A 4,752-nucleotide genomic window follows, 5' to 3' on the forward strand; every position below is an offset into this window, starting at 1 on the left:
CGGCACCATGCAGCCCGACCCCGCGCGTCGTCTCTGGTTCGCGCGCGCCGCATCGCTCATGGCACTCGCTGCACTCGCGAGCGCGGCGCCGTTGGCCCACGCGCTCACGAGCACGGCCGCGCAGCCCGACCCCGACGCATTCTCGCCTCAGCAATCGGCCGCGTTTCGCGCCTGGTTCTCGCGCATTGTCGATCAGCAACTGCGGCACGGTCCGACCCCGCGCTGGACGCAGCGCGATTGCGCGGGCCTCGTGCGCTTCGCGGTCGGCGAGACGCTGAAGCCGCACGACAGCAAATGGCTGCGCGCGAACGGCATGACCGGTCTCGCGGACGCGAGCAGCATGCCGCCCGAGTTGCAGCTAACGGCCTCGCAACGCACGCTCGCGAACCGCTGGACGCGCGTCGACGGCTCGACGGGAGCGTATGCGTCGGCGATCGCGCTGATCCAGCGCAACAGCCGCTTCGTCGCGAAAGACATCAACCAGGCTTTGCCGTGCGACCTGCTGTTCTTCGACCAGGGCGACGACCAGCATCTGATGATCTGGCTCGATCGCTACATCGCCTATCACACCGGCACCGTCACGCCGACCGATACCGGTCTGCGCGCGGTCGCCGTTTCCGACCTCGTGCAATGGAAAGATTCCCGCTGGCAGCCGCTCGACGGCAATCCGAATTTCGTTGGCGTGTTTCGTTTGGACTTTCTGACACCATGATCCGAAGAAAAATCGCGTGCGGCCGTTTTTCGAGCGGCGCCTGGGGCGGCGTGTGGCGTCGCGTGGCCTGCCTGTTCACCGCGCTGTTCGTCGCGCTGACACTTGCGTTCGCATTCACGGCCCCGGCTCGCGCCGACGACGACGCCGCAGCCGATGACACGGCCGACGCCAACATCGCCGCGAACCCCACGCTGCAAGCGGCGCCGCCGAGCAACTACAGCGCGCAGAAGGTCGACGGTCAGCCGTTCTTTCTGCTGTCCGACGCGAGCTTCGGCAGCGATCAGCTCGCGCAGGTGCGGCTCGAAGCGCCGGGCCGCGATTTCAAGGACGCGTTGCAGCCGTATGGCGGCGCGGACATCGTCGTGTATCGTGTGCCGCAGCCGCTCGAGTTTCTGAAGGCGCAGAAGAATCTGCATCGCCTGAACGTTGCGCCGAATTACCAGGGCGAAGGGCTCGCGAACACGCTCGCGTATCTATGGGACCGGTGGTTCACCGAAGCGCGCCGCGCGTGGCAGCGCGTGCTGTCGTTCGCGACGCGCAGCAAGGCGACCGCGGCCGAGCCGCAATTCAAGCTCGGCGAGCAGACCGGCAAGCAGACGCAGTTCGAGCCGCGCTCGTCGTTTGCGCCGTTGAAGGGCTACGACGTGGTCGCGCGCTTTCGCTATCCGATCTGGGACGCGAAGGCGATTGCGCCGCCGAAGGGCGTGAATCTCGAAGGCAGTAGCAGCAACTTCATCGACGAGAGCGCCGGCAACGTGATGATTCCGGTCGGCAAGCTGCCGCCGGGGCTCTATATCGTCGAAGCCGTGATCGGCAACTATCGCGCGCATACGCTGCTGTTCGTGTCGGACACGGTCGCGGTCGTGAAGGCGACCGCGGGCGGCATGCTCGTGTGGACCGCGCGGCGCGACAACGGCAAGCCGGTCGCGAATACCGAGGTGAGCTGGACCGACGGCGTGGGGGTGCTGCAAAGCGGCACCACCGGCGGCGACGGCGCGCTGCCGTTGCAGCACGTGAGCCCCGAGCGCAGCTATGTGCTCGGCGTCGATCCGCAGGGCGGCGTGTTCGTCTCCGAAAATTTCTATTACGACAGCGAGATCTACAACACGAAGATCTACGCCGTGACGGACCGGCCGATGTACCGGCCCGGCGATACGGTGCAGGTGAAGTTCATCGGCCGCACGTTCCAGAACGCGACGCAATCGTCCGCGCCCGAAGCCGCCGACCTCAAGCTCGACGTGCTCGACCCGAACGGTGCGCCGGTCGCGACGCGCAGCGTGCATTTCGCGTCCGATACCGGCGCGGATACCTCGTTCACCTTGCCCGCCGACGCCACCGCCGGCGGCTACACGCTGCGCTTCGATTATCGCGGCGACGTCTATGGCAGCGCGTTTCGCGTCGCCGAATACGTGAAGCCGCACTTCGACGTGAACCTCGCGATGGAGAAGGCCGACTACGCGACCGGCGAGCCGCTGAAGGGCAAGATCCAGTTGCGCTATCCGGACGGCAAGCCGGTGCGCGACAGCAAGATTTCGGTCACGCTGCGCGCGCAGAAAGTGACGATCGTCGACGGCGAATTGCGTTACGCGGGGCTCTTTCCGGTCAAGCTCGAACAGCAGGAACTGAAGACCGACAGCAACGGCAACGCGGACCTGACGCTGCCGGCCGCGCAGGAGCCGAGTCGCTACGCGCTGACGCTGTTCGCGCAGGACGGCGCCGCGTACAAGGTGCGCGTGACGCGCGAGGTGCTGATCGCACGCGGCGCGACGCCGTATCGCCTGAGCAGCGCGAAGTCGTTCTCGCAGCCGAAGGAAGCGGTCAGCTTCGATCTGCAGCCGCTCGGCGTGCTCGATCCGGCCGCGCATGCGCCGGCGAAATGGCAATGGACGCGCCTCGAATCGCAGACGCACGGCGAAGGCGCGCTGAAAACGGCGGGCGCGGGCGGCAAGCAGTCGTTCCCGGTGCAGTTCGACGAGCCGGGCTCGTACATGGTGTCGGTCAAGGACGATCAGGGCAATCTGCTCGCGGCGGCCAGTCATTGGGTCGCGGGCGACGGGCTCAAGGCGATTCCGGGCAGCGTCGAGATCGTGTTCGATCGCGCGCGCTACAGGATCGGCGATACCGCCGAAGCGCTGATTACGTTCCCCATGCCGGTCGACGACGCGCTGCTCACGCTCGAACGCGACAACGTCGAGCACCGCGCATTGCTGAGCACGGGCGGCGACTGGTTGCAACTGCAACGCATCGCGCCGTCGCAGTGGAAGGCGCGTATCAAGGTCGGCGCCGAGTTCGCGCCGAACATGACGTTCTCGGTGCTGTACGTGCATGGCGGCGAATACGTGTTCGAGAACGCGGGCATCGTCGTCGCGCAGCCGAGCATCGAGCTGAACGTGAAGAGCGACAAGCCCGTCTACGGTCCCGGCGATACCGTCACGCTCGACTTCGACAGCACGCTCGCCGGCAAGCCCGAAGCGGCCAATCTGACCGTCAGCGTGGTCGACGAAATGGTCTATGTGCTGCAGCCGGAGATCGCGCCGAACATCGTCGACTTTTTCTATCACCCGCGCCGCAATAACGTGCGCACCTCGTCGAGCTTGTCGTTCATCACCTACGACCTCGCGCGCGCGCCGTTGAAGGGCGCGCCGGGCGGCCCGCAGCGCGCGAACTACAACGAGCGCGGCGTCAAGGTGCTGGAGCGGCCGCGGCGCGACGAGCAGGACACGGCCGCATGGCAGGCGAATCTGAAAACCGATGCGAACGGTCACGCGACCATGAGCTTCCGGATGCCGGACTCGCTCGCGCGCTGGCGCATTACCGTGCGCGCGGCCGCGCCGGACGGCATGGTCGGGCAGCGCACCGCGTACGTGCGCTCGGACAAGGCGCTGTATCTGAAGTGGAGCGGGCCCGCGCATTTCCGCGCCGACGATCAACCGGCCATCGACATGATCGCGTTCAACCAGACCGATGCGGATACCGACGCGCAGTGGGTCGTGAACGGCGGCGGTCTCGCGCTGAACCAGAAGGTGACGTTAAAGCGCGGCGCGAATTATCTGCGTCTGCCGAGCGGCGCGTTGAAAGCCGGCGTGATCGATGCGACGCTGCGCGCGGGCGGCAAGGACGTCGACCGCTTGCAGACGACGATCCGCCTCGACGCGGATGGCTGGCTCGATCTGCATCAGGACACGGTCGCGCTCGACGGCACGGGCAAGCCGCTTGCGCTGCTGGCCGATGCGCAGGATGTTGGCGTGCGTTTCGTCGGCAATGCGGCGAGCCAGTTCATGCGCGTCGCCGACGATCTGATCGCCTATCCGTACGGTTGCGCCGAGCAGACCTCGAGCCGGCTGATTCCGCTTGCGCTCGCGCACGACACGTTGCGCGACACGGGCGGCGAGGCCAATGCCGCGAGCCCGGAGCAGGGGCTCGAAGCGCTGCTGCGCAATCAGCGCCAGCGGCTCGCGATGCTCGCGGGCGTCGGCGGCACGTTCGGCTGGTGGGGCGATACGACGGGCGGCAGCGCATTGATGACCGCTTACGCGTATTACGCCGACTGGCTCGCGAGCCGCAGCCTCGGCATCAGTCTGCCCGCCGACAACTGGCAGCACGCGATGGACGTTTATCGCGACGCCGGCGCGAAGGAGCCGCTGCTGCATCGCGCGCTTGCGCTGTGGTTCCTGCAGCAGATGGGGCTGCCGGTCGCGACGCCGGTCGCGGGCATCGCCGAGGATTTGCAGGGCGACGCGGCGGCGCTGGCCGCAGCGAACGGCAAGGCGGCCGGCGGCACAGGCACAGGCACAGGCACAGGCACAGGCACAGGCACAGGCACAGGCACAGGCACAGGCACAGGCACAGCGGCGCGCGGCAATGCAGCCGGTACGGCGGACAGCATCGTGTTCGCGCAGGCCGATTCGCCGCGCGGCAAGCAGATGGCGACGCTGCTCGTTGCGAGCATGGCGCGTGGCGCGAATGCGCCATTGCCGGCGGGCTTCGATGCAGCCGTGAGCGCGGCGCGTGGCGCGCTGGCGAACGATCCCGCGCCGTTG

The 4,752-nt window shown here is 67.4% G+C and carries 2 protein-coding genes; both read left to right on the plus strand.

Going from position 1 to position 4,752, the window contains the following annotated elements:
• Positions 1-7: 7 nt before the first annotated feature.
• The gene (locus GXB81_RS30360; protein ID WP_167050328.1) at positions 8-712 is read left to right on the plus strand and encodes a DUF1175 family protein; all 705 of its coding nucleotides are present in this window, start codon (positions 8-10) and stop codon (positions 710-712) included.
• Positions 709-4,752 (plus strand): alpha-2-macroglobulin (locus tag GXB81_RS30365; RefSeq protein ID WP_205991139.1); only part of this gene is annotated, 4,044 nt, incomplete at its 3' end. The genes GXB81_RS30360 and GXB81_RS30365, both read left to right, overlap by 4 nt.

The organism is Paraburkholderia sp. Ac-20336, from assembly GCF_017105025.1.
GTDB lineage: Bacteria > Pseudomonadota > Gammaproteobacteria > Burkholderiales > Burkholderiaceae > Paraburkholderia.